The sequence below is a fragment of the Streptomyces sp. NPDC088194 genome (assembly GCF_040702025.1).
Taxonomy (GTDB): domain Bacteria; phylum Actinomycetota; class Actinomycetes; order Streptomycetales; family Streptomycetaceae; genus Actinacidiphila.
The window spans coordinates 1-4,061 of record NZ_JBFBIV010000200.1 but is presented as its reverse complement, the minus strand read 5'-3'; the positions used below and the strand labels follow the sequence as shown (position 1 = coordinate 4,061).

Sequence of the window (4,061 nt, the reverse complement as noted above, 5' to 3'; positions counted from 1 at the left end):
GGTCGAGCAGCTGGTCGGACATGAGTGCCCGGGTCTGCGCGAAGGAATTTCGCTACCTTAGGACCGTTATAGTTACGGCCGCCGTTTACCGGGGCTTCGATCAAGAGCTTCGCGTTACCGCTAACCCCATCAATTAACCTTCCGGCACCGGGCAGGCGTCACACCGTATACGTCCACTTTCGTGTTTGCACAGTGCTGTGTTTTTAATAAACAGTTGCAGCCAGCTGGTATCTTCGACTGATTTCAGCTCCACCCGCAGGGGCTTCACCTACATATCAGCGTGCCTTCTCCCGAAGTTACGGCACCATTTTGCCTAGTTCCTTCACCCGAGTTCTCTCAAGCGCCTTGGTATTCTCTACCTGACCACCTGTGTCGGTTTGGGGTACGATTTGATGTTACCTGATGCTTAGAGGCTTTTCCTGGAAGCAGGGCATTTGTTACTTCAGCACCGTAGTGCCTCGTCATCACACCTCAGCGTTAAAAGGTACCGGATTTACCTGGAACCTCCGCCTACATGCTTAAACCGGGACAACCGTCGCCCGGCTAACATAGCCTTCTCCGTCCCCCCTTCGCAGTAACACCAAGTACAGGAATATTAACCTGTTTCCCATCGACTACGCCTTTCGGCCTCGCCTTAGGGGTCGACTCACCCTGCCCCGATTAACGTTGGACAGGAACCCTTGGTCTTCCGGCGAGCGGGCTTTTCACCCGCTTTATCGTTACTTATGTCAGCATTCGCACTTCTGATACCTCCAGCAACCCTCACAGGCCACCTTCAACGGCTTACAGAACGCTCCCCTACCCAACAACACATAGTGTCGCTGCCGCAGCTTCGGTGCATGGTTTAGCCCCGTTACATCTTCCGCGCAGGCCGACTCGACCAGTGAGCTATTACGCTTTCTTTAAATGATGGCTGCTTCTAAGCCAACATCCTGGCTGTCTGTGCCTTCCCACATCGTTTCCCACTTAACCATGACTTTGGGACCTTAGCTGGCGGTCTGGGTTGTTTCCCTCTTCACGACGGACGTTAGCACCCGCCGTGTGTCTCCCGTGATAACATTCTTCGGTATTCGTAGTTTGCATCGGGTTGGTAAGCCGGGATGGCCCCCTAGCCGAAACAGTGCTCTACCCCCGAAGATGAGTTCACGAGGCGCTACCTAAATAGCTTTCGGGGAGAACCAGCTATCTCCCGGTTTGATTGGCCTTTCACCCCCAGCCACAGGTCATCCGCTAATTTTTCAACATTAGTCGGTTCGGTCCTCCAGTTAGTGTTACCCAACCTTCAACCTGCCCATGGCTAGATCACCGGGTTTCGGGTCTATACCCTGCAACTTAACGCCCAGTTAAGACTCGGTTTCCCTTCGGCTCCCCTATTCGGTTAACCTTGCTACAGAATATAAGTCGCTGACCCATTATACAAAAGGTACGCAGTCACCCCATAAAGAGGCTCCCACTGCTTGTACGTACACGGTTTCAGGTTCTTTTTCACTCCCCTCGCCGGGGTTCTTTTCGCCTTTCCCTCACGGTACTGGTTCACTATCGGTCAGTCAGGAGTATTTAGCCTTGGAGGATGGTCCCCCCATATTCAGACAGGATACCACGTGTCCCGCCCTACTCTTCGAGTTCACAACCTGTGCATTTTCGTGTACGGGACTATCACCCTGTACCGTCGGACTTTCCAGACCGTTCCACTAACACACAAGCTGATTCAGACTCCGGGCTGCTCCCCGTTCGCTCGCCGCTACTGGGGGAATCTCGGTTGATTTCTTTTCCTCGGGGTACTTAGATGTTTCAGTTCCCCCGGTTCGCCTCGTTAACCTATGTATTCAGTTAACGATAGTGTGTCGGAACACACTGGGTTTCCCCATTCGGACATCGCCGGGTCAAAGGTTCATATCACCTCGCCGGCGCTTTTCGCAGATTAGCACGTCCTTCATCGCCTCTGACTGCCAGGGCATCCACCGTGTACGCTTAGTCGCTTAACCTCACAACCCGAAGATGTTTCTTTCGATTCATCATCGGTTTGCGAAAATTTGAGAGACTCGAACACACATTAACTGTGTGTCGTTTCAATTTTCAGCTTGATCCAGATTTTTAAAGAGCAAATATCTCAAACATGACTCGCAAGTCAGTTTTGAGATATGACGGCAGGTGACTTTCACTCACGAACCAGCAAGTGGCGTCCCCTAGGGGATTCGAACCCCTGTTACCGCCGTGAAAGGGCGGTGTCCTGGGCCTCTAGACGAAGGGGACACTGAAGTCTCAATCGCAAGACGCCTTGCTATTTACTTTTCATCAGACAATCTGTGTGAGTACTACAAAGGCAGGTTCTTTAAGGTAAGGAGGTGATCCAACCGCAGGTTCCCCTACGGTTACCTTGTTACGACTTCACCCCAGTCATGAATCACAAAGTGGTAAGCGCCCTCCCGAAGGTTAAGCTACCTACTTCTTTTGCAACCCACTCCCATGGTGTGACGGGCGGTGTGTACAAGGCCCGGGAACGTATTCACCGTAGCATTCTGATCTACGATTACTAGCGATTCCGACTTCATGGAGTCGAGTTGCAGACTCCAATCCGGACTACGACGCACTTTATGAGGTCCGCTTGCTCTCGCGAGGTCGCTTCTCTTTGTATGCGCCATTGTAGCACGTGTGTAGCCCTACTCGTAAGGGCCATGATGACTTGACGTCATCCCCACCTTCCTCCAGTTTATCACTGGCAGTCTCCTTTGAGTTCCCGGCCTAACCGCTGGCAACAAAGGATAAGGGTTGCGCTCGTTGCGGGACTTAACCCAACATTTCACAACACGAGCTGACGACAGCCATGCAGCACCTGTCTCAGAGTTCCCGAAGGCACCAAAGCATCTCTGCTAAGTTCTCTGGATGTCAAGAGTAGGTAAGGTTCTTCGCGTTGCATCGAATTAAACCACATGCTCCACCGCTTGTGCGGGCCCCCGTCAATTCATTTGAGTTTTAACCTTGCGGCCGTACTCCCCAGGCGGTCGACTTAACGCGTTAGCTCCGGAAGCCACGCCTCAAGGGCACAACCTCCAAGTCGACATCGTTTACGGCGTGGACTACCAGGGTATCTAATCCTGTTTGCTCCCCACGCTTTCGCACCTGAGCGTCAGTCTTTGTCCAGGGGGCCGCCTTCGCCACCGGTATTCCTCCAGATCTCTACGCATTTCACCGCTACACCTGGAATTCTACCCCCCTCTACAAGACTCTAGCCTGCCAGTTTCGAATGCAGTTCCCAGGTTGAGCCCGGGGATTTCACATCCGACTTGACAGACCGCCTGCGTGCGCTTTACGCCCAGTAATTCCGATTAACGCTTGCACCCTCCGTATTACCGCGGCTGCTGGCACGGAGTTAGCCGGTGCTTCTTCTGCGGGTAACGTCAATTGCTGTGGTTATTAACCACAACACCTTCCTCCCCGCTGAAAGTACTTTACAACCCGAAGGCCTTCTTCATACACGCGGCATGGCTGCATCAGGCTTGCGCCCATTGTGCAATATTCCCCACTGCTGCCTCCCGTAGGAGTCTGGACCGTGTCTCAGTTCCAGTGTGGCTGGTCATCCTCTCAGACCAGCTAGGGATCGTCGCCTAGGTGAGCCGTTACCCCACCTACTAGCTAATCCCATCTGGGCACATCTGATGGCAAGAGGCCCGAAGGTCCCCCTCTTTGGTCTTGCGACGTTATGCGGTATTAGCTACCGTTTCCAGTAGTTATCCCCCTCCATCAGGCAGTTTCCCAGACATTACTCACCCGTCCGCCACTCGTCACCCGAGAGCAAGCTCTCTGTGCTACCGTTCGACTTGCATGTGTTAGGCCTGCCGCCAGCGTTCAATCTGAGCCATGATCAAACTCTTCAATTTAAGTTTGATGCTCGTGAATTAAACTTCGTAATGAATTACGTATGTTCACTCAGAGACTTGGTATTCATTTATTGTCCGAAGACATTAAGAATCCATGTCACTTTGAGTGCCTACACAGATTGTCTGATAAATTGTTAAAGAGCAGTGCAACGCGGCTTTCGCTCACCGTTGCGAGGTGGCGTA

General features: G+C 52.5%; 1 tRNA gene and 2 rRNA genes. All 3 read right to left on the bottom strand.

Going from position 1 to position 4,061, the window contains the following annotated elements:
- A 23S ribosomal RNA gene (locus AB0399_RS40335) occupies positions 1-1,985 on the bottom strand; the annotation flags it as partial.
- Positions 1,986-2,177: 192 nt separating this feature from the next.
- A tRNA-Glu gene (locus AB0399_RS40330) sits at positions 2,178-2,253 on the bottom strand.
- Positions 2,254-2,338: 85 nt separating this feature from the next.
- Positions 2,339-3,878: ribosomal RNA gene (locus AB0399_RS40325) — 16S ribosomal RNA — on the bottom strand.
- Positions 3,879-4,061: the final 183 nt, after the last annotated feature.